The 16407-nt window shown below is 53.8% G+C and carries 14 protein-coding genes; 5 read left to right on the top strand and 9 right to left on the bottom strand.

Annotated features, from left to right (window positions below):
• Nucleotides 1–68 precede the first annotated feature (68 nt).
• Nucleotides 69–992, bottom strand: a complete 924-nt coding sequence (gene lrhA, locus PSSD_RS03190; protein WP_039336481.1) for a transcriptional regulator LrhA — start codon at nucleotides 990–992, stop codon at nucleotides 69–71.
• Nucleotides 993–1959: 967 nt separating this feature from the next.
• On the opposite strand from lrhA, the gene PSSD_RS03195 reads away from it, so the two are divergent.
• The gene (locus PSSD_RS03195; protein WP_039336479.1) at nucleotides 1960–3177 is read left to right on the top strand and encodes a pyridoxal phosphate-dependent aminotransferase; all 1218 of its coding nucleotides are present in this window, start codon (nucleotides 1960–1962) and stop codon (nucleotides 3175–3177) included.
• 195 nt (nucleotides 3178–3372) lie between these two features.
• Nucleotides 3373–3972, top strand: a complete 600-nt coding sequence (gene yfbR / locus PSSD_RS03200; protein WP_058969405.1) for a 5'-deoxynucleotidase — start codon at nucleotides 3373–3375, stop codon at nucleotides 3970–3972.
• 199 nt (nucleotides 3973–4171) lie between these two features.
• On the opposite strand, the gene PSSD_RS03205 is transcribed toward yfbR, so the two are convergent.
• The 3 genes from PSSD_RS03205 to yfbV all read right to left on the bottom strand — a co-directional run bounded on the left by PSSD_RS03205 (nucleotide 4172) and on the right by yfbV (nucleotide 5944).
• On the bottom strand, nucleotides 4172–4831 hold the full coding sequence (locus PSSD_RS03205; RefSeq protein ID WP_058969406.1) for a sugar phosphatase: 660 nt from the start codon (nucleotides 4829–4831) through the stop codon (nucleotides 4172–4174).
• 14 nt (nucleotides 4832–4845) lie between these two features.
• A complete protein-coding gene (locus PSSD_RS03210; RefSeq protein WP_039336473.1) occupies nucleotides 4846–5340 on the bottom strand; it encodes a YfbU family protein in 495 nt (164 codons plus the stop codon).
• Nucleotides 5341–5491: 151 nt separating this feature from the next.
• The gene (gene yfbV, locus PSSD_RS03215; protein ID WP_039336471.1) at nucleotides 5492–5944 is read right to left on the bottom strand and encodes a terminus macrodomain insulation protein YfbV; all 453 of its coding nucleotides are present in this window, start codon (nucleotides 5942–5944) and stop codon (nucleotides 5492–5494) included.
• A gap of 338 nt (nucleotides 5945–6282) precedes the next feature.
• Here yfbV and ackA point away from each other — a divergent pair, with 338 nt between their 5' ends.
• On the top strand, nucleotides 6283–7485 hold the full coding sequence (ackA, locus tag PSSD_RS03220) for an acetate kinase (protein ID WP_039336469.1): 1203 nt from the start codon (nucleotides 6283–6285) through the stop codon (nucleotides 7483–7485).
• 73 nt (nucleotides 7486–7558) lie between these two features.
• The gene (gene pta / locus PSSD_RS03225) at nucleotides 7559–9703 is read left to right on the top strand and encodes a phosphate acetyltransferase (RefSeq protein WP_197063374.1); all 2145 of its coding nucleotides are present in this window, start codon (nucleotides 7559–7561) and stop codon (nucleotides 9701–9703) included.
• Between the two features lie 63 nt (nucleotides 9704–9766).
• Here the strand turns inward: pta and yfcD are convergent, their stop codons facing one another.
• Both yfcD and yfcF read right to left on the bottom strand, forming a co-directional pair.
• Nucleotides 9767–10300 (bottom strand): NUDIX hydrolase YfcD, encoded by a 534-nt coding sequence (yfcD, locus tag PSSD_RS03230; RefSeq protein ID WP_039336465.1) that lies wholly within the window; start codon nucleotides 10298–10300, stop codon nucleotides 9767–9769.
• 110 nt (nucleotides 10301–10410) lie between these two features.
• Entirely contained in the window at nucleotides 10411–11052 is a 642-nt protein-coding gene (gene yfcF, locus PSSD_RS03235) for a glutathione transferase (RefSeq protein ID WP_058969407.1), read from the bottom strand.
• A gap of 204 nt (nucleotides 11053–11256) precedes the next feature.
• On the opposite strand from yfcF, the gene PSSD_RS03240 reads away from it, so the two are divergent.
• The gene (locus PSSD_RS03240) at nucleotides 11257–12153 is read left to right on the top strand and encodes a TIGR01777 family oxidoreductase (protein ID WP_058969409.1); all 897 of its coding nucleotides are present in this window, start codon (nucleotides 11257–11259) and stop codon (nucleotides 12151–12153) included.
• Between the two features lie 37 nt (nucleotides 12154–12190).
• On the opposite strand, the gene PSSD_RS03245 is transcribed toward PSSD_RS03240, so the two are convergent.
• The 3 genes from PSSD_RS03245 to dalD are packed head-to-tail and all read right to left on the bottom strand — an operon-like array spanning nucleotide 12191 to nucleotide 16359.
• The gene (locus PSSD_RS03245; protein WP_058969499.1) at nucleotides 12191–13471 is read right to left on the bottom strand and encodes an MFS transporter; all 1281 of its coding nucleotides are present in this window, start codon (nucleotides 13469–13471) and stop codon (nucleotides 12191–12193) included.
• Nucleotides 13472–13490: 19 nt separating this feature from the next.
• Nucleotides 13491–14960, bottom strand: coding sequence for a xylulokinase (xylB, locus tag PSSD_RS03250; RefSeq protein ID WP_058969411.1), 1470 nt, complete (start codon nucleotides 14958–14960; stop codon nucleotides 13491–13493).
• 10 nt (nucleotides 14961–14970) lie between these two features.
• The gene (dalD, locus tag PSSD_RS03255; RefSeq protein ID WP_058969413.1) at nucleotides 14971–16359 is read right to left on the bottom strand and encodes a D-arabinitol 4-dehydrogenase; all 1389 of its coding nucleotides are present in this window, start codon (nucleotides 16357–16359) and stop codon (nucleotides 14971–14973) included.
• Nucleotides 16360–16407: the final 48 nt, after the last annotated feature.

Genomic DNA, 16407 nt, shown 5'->3' on the forward strand with positions numbered 1-16407 from the left:
CTTTTTTTTCTATGTTTTAACAATTGAACGGCATTCCATTTGCGAGGAATGACCCGTTATTGCCATCCTTACTCTTCGTCATCCAGCAGCAGAGAGCCGTCCGGGTTTGCACTCAGATTGTAAGGATCATTGGTCGACTGCATCGCATTGAAGATGGCCAGTGCCAGTTCATTATCGCTGTCTGGATTGCGGCATAACAGATACTGTGTGTCCGGCAGAACCGGCAGACCTTCCGCCGCACCCATAACACGCAATTCTGGGCTCATCATCTCTACAGGACGCGCTGTAACACCTAAACCGGCTTTAACAGCAGCACGCACCGCAGCCAGCGTTGAGGCAACATAAGAGATGCGCCAAGGGATACCCGCTTCGTTGAGATGGTCGATCGCCATGTCACGATAAGGGCTTGGCTCATCCAGCAGAACCAAAGGAATGGCTTCGCCGCGCTGGAAGATATAATCCGCCGCGCAGTACCACAGAGTCGGTGATGTACGCAGGACTTGATAGGTGAAATTGCCGGGGCTGGACGTGGTGACGACCAGGTCGACTTCACCCTGGTTCAGCATTTCCATCATGAACGGGTTGCGCTTAACACGCACATCAATGGCCAGCTTAGGATACACCGACGTTACGCGGTTAAGCAGAAACGGCAGAATGGTATCGGAAGTATCATCAGAGGCACCGATAGTCAGTACGCCCTGGATATTGCTGTACATCAAAGAGGTGCAGGCTTCGTCGTTAAAACGAAGGATCTTTCTGGCATAGCCCAGCAACTGGATGCCATGCTCCGTCAGCAGTTTATTACGTCCATGTCTGGCAAACAGCTCTTTACCTACCAATTGTTCCAGACGTTGCATCTGCTGACTTACTGCCGATTGCGTTCTGCATACTGCTGCAGCTGCTGCCGCAAAGGTATTCAGGTCAGCAACAGCGACAAAAGTACGAAGCAGATCGAGGTCGAGATTCAGTATCGGACGATTTGCATTAGTCATGTTTTTTCTTCACTTATAAGATTTTTTAAAACTACTACCCTGGTGTATTACCCTACTTATCAAAGAGATAAGAGGTAATGGTGCTTAATGGCAGCCCTGTGTGGAGGATGCCATGAAAAAAACGTGTCAGGCGGATACCGACGGATAAGTCACTCTGCAATCAGAGCAGCGCCGTCTATTTAAGACAGAACAACTTCTGGTCCGAAGACGTATGTCGTACAAGTGCTGGAAGCTGCGTAGTTGTCTATTTTCCCGCAAAAAGGCCCTGCGGGTCAAAAAGGGATAACATCATGTTATGCTGATGCGAAGCGGTAAAGTGCATCAAATAATAAATTATACTTAATCATTTTTACGCTTTAAAGGGAAATGTTTTTGTTCAAAACATCGCAATTTTTGACCAAAACGCTTTTCCAGCCTATCCTGCCACAACCCTGCGCGTTTTTTAACCACCCCGATTCTGAAACCCCATACCAGGCGTTAAAGTTACAGTACAAATGCTATTTAAGACGCAATTATCGCCTTAATCATTCACTTGTTAGCGCCTCATTCTGCTGTGAAAAAGTGAATAAGAATGCACTGCATACCCTGACACCAGCTATTGCTTCAACACCGGTGCACACTTCTTCGGCATCCAACAAGATTCCTTTAACTATTTCATCATGTGGCTAATGAATTTTCGCACAGGATGTGAATAAAAAATTTCTTAATCACCTGCTTTACCTATGGATAACGCGCTTTACAGCGGTCATCAGTTTACCCAGAATTTAATATCACACTTACTTAAGTTTGCAGACTTATAAACCAGGCCGACTCACAACGGATGCGTTTTACTCTACGTACGCCGGGAATAACTGGCAAACTCGCCAAAACCCAGCGCTACCCTTCTTTTGTGACGATGAGAGGAGTAAATTGGGCAGGTTTGTTTTTGGTGGCAGGTTAAAGGACTCTGCCCATTAAGGCGGTAATAATGAATTTTCAAATTGATAAATCTGGCAAGCTGGAAAATGTCTGTTATGACATCCGTGGTCCGGTACTGAAAGAAGCAAAGCGTCTTGAAGAAGAAGGTAACAAAGTCCTCAAACTGAACATCGGTAACCCTGCCCCGTTTGGTTTTGAAGCCCCTGATGAAATCCTGGTCGATGTGATTCGTAACCTGCCAAGTTCGCAGGGTTATTGTGATTCAAAGGGACTGTACTCGGCGCGTAAAGCGATCATGCAGCACTACCAGGCGCGAGATATGCGCGATGTTACCGTTGAAGATATCTACATTGGTAACGGTGTGTCTGAGTTGATCGTGCAGGCGATGCAGGCGTTGCTGAACAGTGGCGATGAAATGCTGGTTCCGGCCCCGGATTATCCCCTGTGGACCGCGGCCGTTTCCCTGTCGAGCGGTAAAGCGGTGCACTATCTGTGCGATGAGTCTGCGGGTTGGTTCCCAGACCTGGATGATATTCGTAGCAAAATCACGCCGCGTACGCGTGGCATCGTGATCATCAATCCCAACAACCCGACCGGTGCGGTGTATAGCAAAGAACTGCTAATGGAAGTGGTTGAGATTGCGCGTCAACATAATCTGATTATTTTTGCCGACGAAATCTACGACAAGATTTTGTATGACGAAGCACAGCACCATTCGATTGCTGCGCTGGCACCGGATCTGCTGACGGTGACGTTTAATGGCTTGTCCAAAACCTACCGCGTTGCCGGCTTCCGTCAGGGCTGGATGGTGTTGAACGGTCCGAAAAAGCATGCCAAAGGCTACATCGAAGGCCTGGAGATGCTGGCATCGATGCGTCTGTGTGCCAACGTCCCGGCTCAGCATGCCATTCAGACTGCGCTGGGAGGTTATCAGAGTATCAGCGAGTTTATTGCACCGGGCGGTCGTTTGTATGAACAGCGCCAGCGTGCCTGGGAGTTGATTAACGACATTCCGGGTGTGAGTTGCGTTAAGCCACAAGGTGCGTTGTATATGTTCCCACGCATCGATCCTAAGAAATTCAATATCTTTGATGACCAGAAGATGGTGCTGGATTTCCTGCTGCAAGAGAAGGTGCTGCTGGTTCAGGGTACTGCCTTCAACTGGCCATGGCCGGACCACGTGCGCATCGTAACCCTGCCGCGCGTTGATGACCTCGAAATGGCCATCAGCAAGTTTGGTCGCTTCCTGCAAGGCTATCGCCAGTAACAGGTGATGCGTATACCCAAAATAATTCGAATTGCAGTAAGGCGGCAAGTGGGTGAATCCCCAGGAGCTTACATGAGTAAGTGACTGGGGTGAGCACGCGCAGCAAACGCAGCTGCGGTTCGAAGTATGACGGGTATATACTGTTTTTATTTCGGGGAGTGTAGAACTCCCCGCCGTGCGAACAGGAACACTTTAATGACCCGTAGCCACTTTTTCGCCCACCTTTCCCGCCTCAAACTGATTAACCGTTGGCCGCTGATGCGCAATGTGCGCACTGAGAACGTCTCTGAACACAGCCTTCAGGTCGCGATGGTGGCGCATGCCCTGGCGATCATCAAAAACAAGAAGTTCAGCGGTAATCTCAACGCGGAGCGTATTGCGATGCTGGCGCTCTATCACGATGCCAGCGAAGTCTTAACCGGTGATTTACCGACGCCGGTGAAGTACTACAATGCACAAATTGCCCATGAATATAAGAAGATAGAGAAAATTGCGCAGCAAAAGTTGATTGATATGCTGCCGCCTGAATTGCAGGATGCCTATCGACCCTTGATTGATGAGCATTTGCACAGCGAAAGTGAGCAGGCAGTGGTGAAACAGGCGGATGCGCTTTGCGCCTATGTGAAATGCCTGGAAGAGTTATCGGCAGGTAATAACGAATTCTTGCTGGCAAAGGCGCGTCTGGAGAAAACCCTGTCGCAACGCCGCTCACCTGAGATGGATTACTTTGTGGAAGTCTTTATCCCTAGTTTCAGCCTGTCGCTGGATGAGATTTCCCAGGACACGCCGTTGTAAAGACGGGACTTCAGGATTGGCGATGACGCCGATTGAAGCTGCATAAGTGCTGGCGGTCCTCGCGCCGCTTACGCGGTGCCTTCACTTCATTCGACGTCCTGCGGACTCTCCTGGCATACTCATTCCATTCAGCGCTGCGGATTGCCCGCCCTTATGCAGCCCCAGTCGGCTTCTCGACTTATGTGCGTGTAGTAAAAAATTAAGCGTTGAGAGAAAGTGTAAAGGTGCCGTTTTCCGCCTGCGTCACCACCAGCGGTTCCAGGGTTTTTACCTGATAAGTGACTTCATGCAAGCGCGGTGCATCTGCTGGGGCATTTACCGCAACTACAGCGCTACCCGCTTCCAGACCGGCGATAATCCCTGCTGGCGCATCTTCAACCACCACGCATTCGCTGGCGGCCAGACCCAGGCGCTCAGCACCCAGCAAATAGGGCTCCGGATTGGGCTTGCCGTGTTTGATATTCTCCGCGGTAATAAACACTTCAGGCATCGGCAGCCCGGCTGCTTTATGTCGCGCATGCGCCACCGGAATCGAGCCCGATGTCACGATCGCCCAAGGAATATGCAGCTCATTTAAAGTTGCCAGCAGAGCTTTCGCCCCGGGGATAGCTTGAACCCCTTCGGTATCCTCCGCTTCCAGACGCTCAAGCCAGAGGAACTCGGCTTGAATCGCCTCTTCAAACTGGCCAGCCATAAAGTGGCGCAGTGAATTGATGGCGGGTTTGCCGTGTATGAAGTCCAGAACCTCTTCCGCTGCGATACCGTGGCGTTCGCCCCACAATGACCATGAGCGAATCACCACAGGTAATGAATCCACCAATGTACCGTCTAAATCAAACAGAAAACCTCTGTACTTCACACGCTGCTCCTTATTCAGGCATTGAGAATCTGCGCAATTTCATTCGCGCTAAGATGATACTGACGCGGACAAGTGTGCCACACTGCCAGCATACGTTGGTATTTTTCCCACATCGGGGTTTGCGCATTGAAGCCGTGCGTGCCGGAATCGAAATGGGTATAGCGCCCTTCTACATTCACCATAAAGCGCACGTAACCGAGATAGCGCGCTTCGGTTGCGGCATCAAAACCGAGAAACGCCAGGCGGCGCTCTTCGAGGGTATGAGGTTCTTTCAGGTTCGACCATGAGACATGCAGCGCGTGATGCATTTCCATGATGTCGATAAGCTGGCGGCAGGTTGCTTCGGTTAATTCGCCGAACTCTTTATCCAGTTCGCGCAGTTGCAGCCCGTAGCCGCGCTCAATAATGGTTTGATAACGACGATAGCGCTCGGCGTTATCCGGCTCCAGCATGGCCATCATTTTGTACTGATTGGAAAGGATGAGTCGCTGTGCGTGGGTCATTTCCATGGTTCTCTCCCGGGCTATTACGGCCGCTTAAGATTTAAACGATGTAGAAATGATTACACAAGGAAAGTGATGCGTGTGCGTTCACACCACTTTTCTTTGATTTAGACCGGGATCAAGCACACATTCTCTGCGGAAGCGCAGTGTTCATCGATCAAAGATCGTCCAGGAAAGTACGATCGAGTTGCTTAAAAGCGCGTTTGAGCACATCTGCCAATGCCTGATAGGTGGGCTTACCATCAACCGGTGCGATAGCCTGACCCGCTTCTTCCAGTTTGCTCCGCACTTCGTGGAACCAGTGCAGCAGCGTGGGGGGTAATGGTGTGACTGAGCGTTTACCCAACCACCACAACCCTTGCATCGGTAAACTGCAGGCAAAGAGCGCAGTCGCGATCGCCGGGCCGAGTTGGCCGCCCATGGCAATTTGCCACGTCAGGGTAAAAATCGCTAAAGGTGGCATAAAGCGAATGGCAAAACGGGTTGCCGTCACCACACGATTTTCAGGGAACATTGGCGCCAGGCGTTTGTCGGCTGGCCAGGTCTTCATGTAGTGCTGGCCGCGCTGAAATAAGCCGAACCAGCCTGGATTACTTGCATCATTCGCCATGATAGACCTCAACTAATTCTGTAATGTTTAAAATAAACTTATAACTACACAACTTTACGTGACACGCTTCAAAAATTTTTGTCTTTGCGGGTGACACCAGATATTCTGACGCCGATTTAGCAACATTACCGGAAGCTTCAGCTCAATTAAAGAGCGGTTTAGAGCCATGTTTCGCTAAGCGGATTTCAAAAATCTGCGTAAAATTACCAAAATTTTTTGCATGTCGGTCTCTTTTTGACTACCGCATGATGTTAATCATTAATCTACCAGCATTCATGGGCTACGCTGTTAGTCTGATTGCGTTATTTTTAGCCACTATTTAATCAATAGGTACTTCCATGTCGACGAAGTTAGTACTGGTTCTGAACTGCGGCAGCTCCTCTTTAAAGTTTGCCATCCTTAACCCTGCTACCGGTGACGAATATTTGTCAGGTCTGGCAGAGTGTTTCCATTTACCTGAAGCACGTATCAAGTGGAAACTGGAAGGCAGCAAACAGGAAGCTCCTCTGGGCGCAGGCGCGGCACATAGTGAAGCGCTGAACTTCATCGTTAAATCCATTCTGGCACAAAAACCGGAGCTTTCGGCACAAATCGCTGCAATCGGCCATCGTATTGTTCACGGCGGCGAGCAGTTGACTCAATCTGTCATCATCGACGAATCCGTGATTCAGGGCATTAAAGACGCCTCTTCTTTTGCCCCGCTGCATAACCCGGCGCATTTGATCGGCATCGACGAAGCCATGAAGAACTTCCCGCATCTGTCGGATAAGAATGTGGCGGTTTTTGATACAGCATTCCATCAGACAATGCCGGAAGAGTCCTATCTTTATGCACTGCCGTACAAACTGTACAAAGAGCACGGCGTCCGTCGCTATGGCGCACACGGCACCAGTCACTACTATGTGACCCAGGAAGCCGCAAAAATGCTCAACAAGCCGGTTAATGAGCTGAACATCATTACCTGCCACTTGGGCAACGGCGGTTCTGTTGCGGCGATCCGCAATGGTCAGTGCGTGGATACCTCAATGGGTTTGACCCCGCTGGAAGGCCTGGTGATGGGAACCCGCAGCGGCGATATCGATCCCGCTATCGTGTTCTTCTTGCATGACGCACTGGGCATGACCGTTGATGCAATCAACAAGTTGCTGACCAAAGAGTCTGGCCTGCTAGGTCTGACCGAAGTCACCAGCGATTGCCGCTATGTTGAAGACAACTACGCGACCAAAGAAGATGCCAAGCGTGCGATGGATGTGTTCTGCCACCGCCTGGCGAAATACATCGGTAGCTACACTTCACTGATGGAAGGCCGTCTGGATGCCGTGGTCTTCACCGGCGGTATTGGTGAAAATGCGGCGATGGTGCGTGAGCTGTCACTGGCGAAACTGGGCCTGTTGGGCTTCGAAGTGGATCACGAGCGCAATCTGGCGGCACGCTTCGGCAAGTCTGGCTTTATCAACAAAGAAGGCACTCGCCCGGCTGTGGTGATCCCAACCAACGAAGAGTTGGTCATCGCCCAAGACGCCGCGCGTCTCACTGCCTAACCACACTTCTCTCCGTCAGCCCAGGCTGACGGAGTTGTTTTAGCTCGTCTGCAACACCTGAGAGGTTTCTATAGTGTCACGTACAATCATGCTCATCCCCACCGGCACCAGCGTCGGCCTGACCAGCGTCAGCCTCGGCGTGATCCGTGCCATGGAGCGCAAAGGCGTCCGCCTGAGCGTGTTCAAGCCAATTGCCCAGCCACGTGCGGGCGGCGATGCGCCCGATCAGACCACCACCATCATCCGTAAAAACTCCGCCATTCCTGCCGCAGAACCGCTGCAGATGTCGCGCGTTGAGTCGCTGCTGGGTTCAAACCAGCAAGACGTGTTGATGGAAGAGATCATCGCTAATTACCATGCCAATGCTCAGGATGCTGAAGTGGTGCTGGTGGAAGGTTTAGTGCCGACGCGCAAGCACCAATTCGCTTCCGCGCTGAACTATGAAATCGCCAAAACCCTGAATGCTGAAATTGTCTTTGTCACCGCACTGGGTAACGATTCCCCTGCTCAGCTGAAAGAGCGTATTGAACTGACGCAAAGTAGCTTCGGCGGCAGCAAGAACAAAAATATCACCGGCGTGATCATCAATAAACTGAATGCGCCCGTGGATGAGCAAGGCCGTACCCGCCCTGACCTGTCTGAAATCTTTGATGACTCAACCAAAGCCAATATCGCCAATATCGATCCTAAGCAGCTGTTTGCCAACAGCCCGCTGCCGATTCTCGGCTGCGTGCCATGGAGCTTTGATCTGATTGCGACGCGCGCCATCGACATGTGCCGCCATCTGAATGCAGACATCATTAACGAAGGTGAGATCCAGACGCGTCGCGTGAAATCCGTGACCTTCTGTGCCCGTAGTATTCCGCACATGCTGGAGCATTTCCGTCCAGGCTCGCTGCTGGTGACCTCTGCTGACCGTCCTGATGTGCTGGTGGCGGCTTGCCTGGCCGCGATGAACGGCATTGAGATTGGTGCGGTGCTGCTGACCGGCGGTTACCAGATCGAAGCGCCGATCGCGCGCCTGTGCGAACGTGCCTTCCAGACTGGCCTGCCAGTGTTTATGGTGAAAACCAATACCTGGCAGACCTCCCTCAGCCTGCAGAGCTTCAATCTGGAAGTTCCGGCGGATGATACCCAACGCATTGAGAAAGTGCAGGAGTACGTCGCCAGCTACATTGATGCAGACTGGGTTGAATCACTGACGGCCACCTCTGAACGCAGTCGCCGCCTGTCACCACCGGCATTCCGTTATCAGCTCACCGAACTGGCGCGCAAAGCGGGCAAACGTATCGTGCTGCCAGAAGGCGACGAGCCGCGTACCGTGAAAGCGGCCGCGATTTGTGCCGAGCGCGGCATTGCCTCTTGTGTATTGTTGGGCAATCCGGATGAGATCCAGCGCGTTGCCGCTGCTCAGGGCGTTGTTTTGGGCCAAGGCATTGAGATTGTCGATCCTGAAGTGGTACGTGAAAACTATGTGCCGCGCCTGGTTGAGCTGCGTAAGAGCAAAGGCATGACCGAAGTGGTTGCGCAGGAGCAGCTGGAAGATAACGTGATGCTCGGCACCATGATGCTGGAGCGGGGTGAAGTGGACGGTTTGGTGTCTGGTGCGGTTCACACCACGGCCAACACCATTCGTCCGCCGTTGCAGTTGATCAAAACCGCACCGAACAGCTCGTTGGTCTCTTCCGTCTTCTTCATGCTGCTGCCAGAGCAGGTGCTGGTTTACGGCGACTGCGCCATCAACCCTGACCCGAATCCAGAGCAGCTGGCAGAGATCGCCATTCAGTCGGCCGACTCCGCCAAAGCCTTTGGCATCGATCCTCGTGTGGCAATGATCTCTTACTCCACCGGTAACTCAGGTGCAGGTAGCGACGTTGAGAAAGTACGTGAAGCCACGCGTATCGCTCAGGAAAAACGTCCTGACCTGGTGATTGATGGTCCACTGCAGTATGACGCCGCTATCATGGAAGACGTGGCCAAATCTAAAGCGCCAAACTCCGCGGTTGCGGGTCGTGCCACCGTGTTCATCTTCCCGGATCTGAACACCGGTAACACCACTTATAAAGCGGTACAACGTTCTGCAGACCTGATCTCCATCGGGCCGATGCTGCAAGGCATGCGTAAGCCAGTCAATGACCTGTCTCGTGGTGCCCTGGTGGATGATATTGTCTACACCATCGCGTTGACCGCGATTCAGTCTCAGCAGGCAGAAGGCTAAGGCTTTCTCCCCTGAGAAAAGCATAAAGGCGCCTCTCGGCGCCTTTATTTCATTCAGCTAAGCTCAGGACTGGCTACGCGTGGCATCGCTGTTGCGGCTCAGCCATAGCGATACAGCCTTCAGCGAATCATCGGTAAATTCATCACAGCGCGCGGTAATCTCTTCCGGCGTCATCCAAAACACCTCGTCCACCTCTTCTTCCTGCATGGCAAACGGGCCATGGGAAACGCAGCTGAACAAGCCACCCCAAACGCGGCAGTGTTGGTCTTCGAAGTAGAATTTACCGTGTTCGGCAAAGGGTACAGCGGCGATACCGAGCTCTTCTTCCGCTTCACGGCGCGCGGATTCCAGCAGGTCTTCACCACTCTGCACGACACCACCTGCGGTGGCATCCAGCATACCCGGCATGAAGTCTTTGATTTCCGTGCGACGCTGCACCAGAATTTTACCCATACCATCATGCACCACGATATAGGTCGCACGATGGCGCAGATTCTGCGCGCGCATCTGCGCACGGCTGGCCTGCGCAATGACCTCGTTCTCTTCACTAACGATATCAACCCACTCGATACCGTTATCTGCCGTTTGATCCACCATCCGTAACCCTTTCTGTTTTCGGCGTGCCCAGCACGCGCCTGTTTGCGATGCCTTATTAGAATGTGCGGTAAGGTAAAGCGTTCTTTTGGCCTCCGCAAGGCTCTTCGTGCTTAGCGCGATTTACCTGATTCGGACAACCATAGCTGGACGGATGCACGCTGCCACTGGAACTCGGCATAATGCTGCAATTTCACTGGCAGCATATCGCCATGTAACGCCAGACGGTTAATCATCACCGCCAGGTCGGTATCCGCAATAGACCACTCGCCAAACAGGTTTTGCTGCCCTTCCGGCAACAGACGCTGTACCGCGGCAATCAGCTTGCTCGCAGCCTGCTCTCCTGCCGCCGACAACGGCGCAAACCGTTCGCCCGCAAACAGTACCTCTGTGGGACGCTCGGCGCGCAGAGCCATAAGATCACTACGCAACCACGCCTGCACTTCACGCGCATGGGCACGCTTTTCGCGGTCACGCGGGTAAAGACGCTCAAATTCCGGCGCAGGAAAACGCTCTTCAAGATATTCCGCGATCGCCGAAGATTCATTGAGGACCAGGTCATCAATTTGTAGCGTAGGCACACGGCAGGTCAGCGACAGAGCACGATAGTCATCATCAAGCTGCGCATTCTGCGACAAATCCACTCGCTTTAAGGTGAAGGGGATGCCTTTCTCAGTGAGTGCGACATAAACCGACATCGCATAAGGGCTGAAAAAGGACGCATCGGTCCACAAGGTGATGGTGGGATAATTCATCGGATGCCTCAAATAAGCGTCAGGTGTGCTTCCTGTTTACCGATTTTTATCTGCTAAGGCAATGGTGCGCTGGTCGGATCTTTATCCTTAAAGCCATCACAAACTTTCCCTTTTTCTTCATTAGCGTAAGCCGGGTCACGCTACACCTGCGCTTCTCTTCTATGATCAATTCTGAGCAGAAAATAAATTACAAGGAGGCTCACAATGCACCTGCTTATTACCGGCGGCACCGGACTGATTGGTCGCCACCTGATTCCTCGCCTGCTATTGCTCGGACATCAGGTTAATGTTGTGACTCGTGATGTCGCCACAGCGCGCGAGAAACTTGATCCGCGCGTATCACTCTGGTCTGGCATCAACCAGCAATCCGACCTCAACGGCATTGATGGCGTTATTAACCTGGCGGGCGAACCTATCGCCGATAAACGCTGGACCGAACAACAAAAACAACGACTGTGTGAAAGCCGCTGGCAGATCACCGAACAGATTGTTTCGCTGATCCATGCCAGCAGCCATCCACCGCATTTTTTGATTTCCGGATCTGCCACTGGCTTTTACGGCGATACCGGCGATCTGGTGCTGACTGAAGACGATCCTGGGCACGATGAGTTCACTCATGCCCTGTGCGCCCGCTGGGAGCGCCTGGCCTTGAACGCGCAGAGTGAACAGACTCGCGTCTGTTTGTTGCGCACTGGGGTGGTACTGGCAGCAGAAGGCGGTGCGCTGGCAAAAATGAAGCTGCCTTTTAAGCTGGGCGTAGGCGGCCCGTTAGGCAGTGGCAAGCAGTATTTGCCGTGGATCCACATTGATGATCTGGTGAACGCCATCATCTGGTTGATTGACAATAATAACCTGAATGGGCCGTTTAATATGGTGGCACCCTATGCGGTGCGTAATGAGCAGTTCGCCGCGATCCTGGGCCACGTGATGCATCGCCCGGCGTTTATGCGCACACCCGCCAGCGCCATCAAACTGATGATGGGTGAATCGGCCGTGTTGGTGCTGGGTGGGCAACATGTGTTACCAAAACGGCTGGAGGAGTCGGGCTTTGGCTTCCGCTGGTACGATTTACAGGAAGCTTTACAGGATGTGGCGGGATGAAATGTCCCGGTGCGTAGCTCTACGCACCGGGTTTGCTTCAACTGCGTTGCTCCGCAACGCGTGACTTCACGACTTTCTCTTCACGGGTATGCCCCGGTTGCGGCACGCGAATGATGAAGGTCAACACGCCGGCAAACACATACAGCGCGGTGTAGGCCCACACTACCCCCACAATATCGAAGAACGGCAGCATCACTGACGCGATGGCGGGTGCGACAAAATTACTCAGGCCCGCAGACAGGTTGTAAATCGACACCGCCGCACCTTTATGATGGGGTTCCAGCGTGGGGAACACCGCCGTCATGGGCACAAACGCCGCCACAAAAATGCCCAACATCACCGCAGGGATCAGCGCCACCCAGAAGTTATGCCCGACATACAGCGGCAGGTAGTAGAACATCAAACTGGAGATGGCCATACCGAGGCAGCCAAACCAGCGCACCTGACGGATCCAGCCCAATTTCTCGCCGGTAATGCCCCAGAAGATGTTGGTGAAGATGGTGACAAAGAAGAACACCGCCCAGATCTGCAGCCACTCAGAGATGGTGAAGCCGAGACGATCGACAAACAGCAACGGCATGATGATGGCAAAACCAAACAGTGAAAGCGTGTTGATGATGCGGATCAGGCAAGCGTAGAACACATGCTGATTGGTGAACAGAATGGTCACCGCACGCGACATCTCCGTCATTTTGTCACGCATCGGCAGGTTGACACGGGAGCGATCCACCGGCACATTGCGCAGACTAAAGTACGCCAGCACGCCGCCGCAGGCCACCCAGATGATCGCCAACCATAACGTTCCCGTTTCACCCAGCATCGGAATAGTCAGACTTGGCAGATAACTGCCCACCACGCCAATACCCACGGAATACATCGCCCAGAACCAGCCCGTGGCGGCAGCCAGTTTCTCACGCGGTAAGACCTGCACCAGCATCATCATAAACGAGTAGATAAACAGCGGATAAGCCAGCCCACGAATGCCGTAGAACAGCACCATCAAGGGATAGTTGCGCAGGCCGAGACCCAGCGTCATAAACAACGCATGCATCACGATCCACAGCACAAAACCGATCATCATCGCGCGCTGTGGGGTGATCAATTCGGCCACCACACCAGAGGCCCAGGCCGCCAGCGCGGCCGCCAGGCCGTAGAAAGTAAACACCAGCGCAGACTGCGCAGGCGAGAAGCCCATATCGGTAATATGGCGCGACAGGAACGCCATTTCGAAGCCATCACCCGCCATGAAAATCGCGATAGCGAGGAAGCCCCAAAACATCTTCTTCGGTAAGCCAAACCAGTATTCGTTCGATTGCATCACCATCATCCTCTGTTCGTTATGCAGGCAGCAACTGGCGCACCCATTGCTGTTGAATGTAGAGTTCGCGGAACGCACGCAGCCGCTGTTGCAGCACTCCAGCTTGCGCCGTATCGGGCTGATAACGCGCCTGCACAGCCGGTTTCAGGCACACCTCTTGTTCACTTCCGCCATCCGCCAGCCACGCCAGACGCGCGGCCCCCAGCGCGCCCGAGGCACTGGCTGGATGGGTCACTATCGGCAGTTGCAGCACATCGGCAATCAGCTGCGCCCACAACGTGCTGCGCGCACCACCGCCGGTCAGGCTGCATTGTTGAATCTGATGCTGGGCATCACCCAACACGGCGAGACCATCCGCCAGTCCAAACGCCACGCCTTCAATCACGGCATAACCTAATAGGGCACGAGGGGTTTCGTGGCGCAGATTAAAGAAGGAACCCGATGCATCGGGATCGTTGTGCGGAGTCCGCTCACCGGAAAGGTAAGGCAGAAAAAGCGGTGCCTGACGTCGCTGTTCAGCCGTGAGCTGTGCCATCTCCTCCATTAACTGACTTTCGCTGACCGCCAGTAGATTACACAGCCAGCGCAGGCAACTGGCTGCACTGAGCATCACGCTCATCTGATGCCAGCGTCCCGGCAGCGCATGGCAGAAAGCATGCACGCCGGATTGGGGATCGGCCTGTAAACGGTCATTCACCACGAAAATCACACCGGAGGTGCCCAACGAAATAAAAGCATCGCCGGGATTAACCGCCCCGACACCCACCGCGGATGCGGCATTGTCGCCACCACCGCCCGCCACCGTCACCGACGTGGACAAGCCCCACTCACTCGCCAACGCCGGTTTCAGACTGCCGCTGACGGCGCTGCCTTCCACCAGTTCTGGCATCTGTGCACGCGTCAGGCCGGTGATCGCCAGCAGTTCATCAGACCAGTCACGCTGCGCCACATCGAGCCACAGCGTGCCGGCGGCATCGGAAGGTTCACTGACAAAATGTCCGGTGAGACGCCAGCGCAGGTAATCCTTCGGCAACAACACCTTATCGATACGGCTAAAGATCTCTGGCTCCTGCTCTGCCACCCAGCGCAATTTTGGCGCGGTGAAACCCGGCATGATCATATTGCCGCTGATCGCCATCATCTGCGGATAGCACTTGCTTAGCACTTCACACTGCGCGGCACTGCGCGTGTCGTTCCACAAGATGCACGGACGCAGCACCTTGCCGTCAGCATCCAGCAGCACCGCACCATGCATCTGGCCCGATAAGCCGATGGCGCGCACCGCTGACCATGCCGCCGGTGACTGCTGCCGTAAACCGGCCAGCACGTCGGTGCAAGCTTGCCACCAGCGTTCGGGATCTTGTTCTGCCCAATGAGGATGCGGGCGTTGCACACTCAAGGTTGCATGCTGTGATGCCACGATCTCACCCTGCGTGTTGATGATCAGAGCCTTGAGTTCAGAGGTGCCAATATCGATACCGAGATACATAGTGCGCCCCTTACACCGCTGCCAGTTCGGGCTGTTTCAGCCACTGCTGCAACCCTTCGACACGGCGAGCAACCAGCGCGTGAAACGCCTTATCGTTGGCCAGCTCCGCAAACAGCGCGCTATCACTGAGGAAAGTCTGTAACGGTTCGCTGCTGGCGAACTGTTGACGCAGCGCATCAGCCTGAAGCGCACCGTCTTGATAGGTGTACGGCAAATCCTCATTGGCCCAGCGCTGCATAAACAGGAAGAACAGTGCTGGAATGGCTGCCGTTGCCGTGGGTTGCACACCACGCTGGTAGCACTCGCGCAGCGTCGGCGTCACCATGCCAGGAATCTTCGATAAGCCATCAGCGCCGACACGCTGATTGGTGTCTTTGATATAGGGATTGCTAAAGCGAGCCAGCACCACATCGCGGTAATCGGCCAGATCCAGAGGGCTGGGTGACAGTGAAGGGATCACATCCTGGGTCACATAGTCGTGTGCCAGTTGGTAGATCGCCGGATGGCGCGTGCTGTCATCGATATAGTTGAGACCGATCAGCGTGCCTGCCCAGGCAATCGCCGCATGGGTGGCATTGAGGATGCGGATTTTTGCCTCTTCCCAAGGCAGTACCGACTTCACCAGCTCCACACCGACGTTTTCGAGCGCCGGGCGACCCGCAATAAAGTCATCCTCGATCACCCACTGAATAAAGGATTCTGCCATCACTGCCGCACCATCCTGCTTACCGGTGGCGGCTTTTACTCGCTCCGCCACATCGGGTGTTGGGCGGGGTGTGATACGGTCCACCATAGTGTTCGGCGAAGTGGTGTGTGTACGCACCCATTCTGCCAGTGCGCTGTCGCCCTTGGCGGTCAGAAAGGCAAGGAACCCCTCACGGAAGCGTTCACCGTTGTGACGTAAATTGTCGCAGTTGAGCAGCGTCACTGCGGCACCGCCCTGCGCCACCCGCTGCGTCAGGATGCGGCTAAGTGCGCCATAAATCGTCCGAATATCGCCGCCGAGATCGGCCTGCACATCCGGCTGACTGAGATCCAGCTGGTGCTCTGGCGTCAGGTAATAGCCCGCTTCGGTCACGGTGAAACCAATCACGCGCGTTTCAGGCTGAGCGCCCTGCTGCACCAGCGCACTGATTTCGCTATCCCACGGCAGGATTTTGCGCAAAGAGGTGATGGTTTCATAAGCCCGTTCCCCTTCCGGCGTTACGGTTTCGAGTACGTACTCTCCTTGCTGTGCTGCAAGCTGGTTCAACAGCGGCACTGCATCATTGCGAATGTTACCTAGTGCAATGCTCCAACTGTCATCCCCCTGCTCACGCAGTTTGTGCAGATACCACGCCTGATGTGCCCGATGAAATGATCCCGCGCCGATGTGCATCCACACTGATTGATTGGTCATAATCGCCTCAATTAAACATTTGCCACAAGAAAGGGCATTTGCCCGATG

The organism is Type-D symbiont of Plautia stali, assembly GCF_001485335.1.
GTDB classification, from domain to species: domain Bacteria; phylum Pseudomonadota; class Gammaproteobacteria; order Enterobacterales; family Enterobacteriaceae; genus Pantoea; species Pantoea vagans_C.